We start from the raw sequence: 619 nt of genomic DNA on the forward strand, positions 1-619 counted from the left end.
CTCGGGCACCAGCGGCACCTCCTCCTACGGCGACCTGCTGCCGCACGTGGAGAACGCGGCGGCGCAGGTGGCGCAGCGGGTGCCGGGCATCGACGCGATCCTGGTGGGGCACGCGCACGCCGAGATCCCGGAGTACCGGGTGGTGAACGAGGAGACGGGCCGCGAGGTGGTCCTCTCGGAGCCGCTGAAGTGGGGGCAGCGGCTGACGGTGTTCGATTTCGGTCTGGTCTGGGAGCGCGGCCGGTGGCAGGTGGAGTCGGTGACCTCGAAGGTGCTGAACTCCAACACCGTCGCCGAGGACCCGGAGATCGTCCGGTTGCTCACCGGGGAGCACGAGAAGGTCGTGTCGTACGTGAACCAGGTGATCGGCACCTCGGCGCGGCGGATGGCGGCGGACGAGGCGCCGTACAAGGACACGCCGATCATCGACCTCATCAACCACGTGCAGGCGCAGACGGTGCGGGCGGCGCTCGCGGGCACCGAGCACGCGAAGGTGCCGGTGCTCTCGCAGGCGTCGTGCTTCTCGCGTACGGCCGTGGTGCCGGTGGGCGAGGTCACCATCCGCGAGGTGGCCGGCCTGTACCCGTTCGAGAACACCCTGGAGGCGCGGCTGCTGACC

General features: G+C 70.4%; 1 protein-coding gene. It reads left to right on the forward strand.

Going from position 1 to position 619, the window contains the following annotated elements; all coding sequences use genetic code 11:
- On the forward strand, positions 1 to 619 hold a 619-nt coding region (locus KUM32_RS40995), incomplete at both ends, for a 5'-nucleotidase C-terminal domain-containing protein (protein WP_217146741.1).

The sequence above is a fragment of the Streptomyces sp. AC627_RSS907 genome (assembly GCF_019049165.1).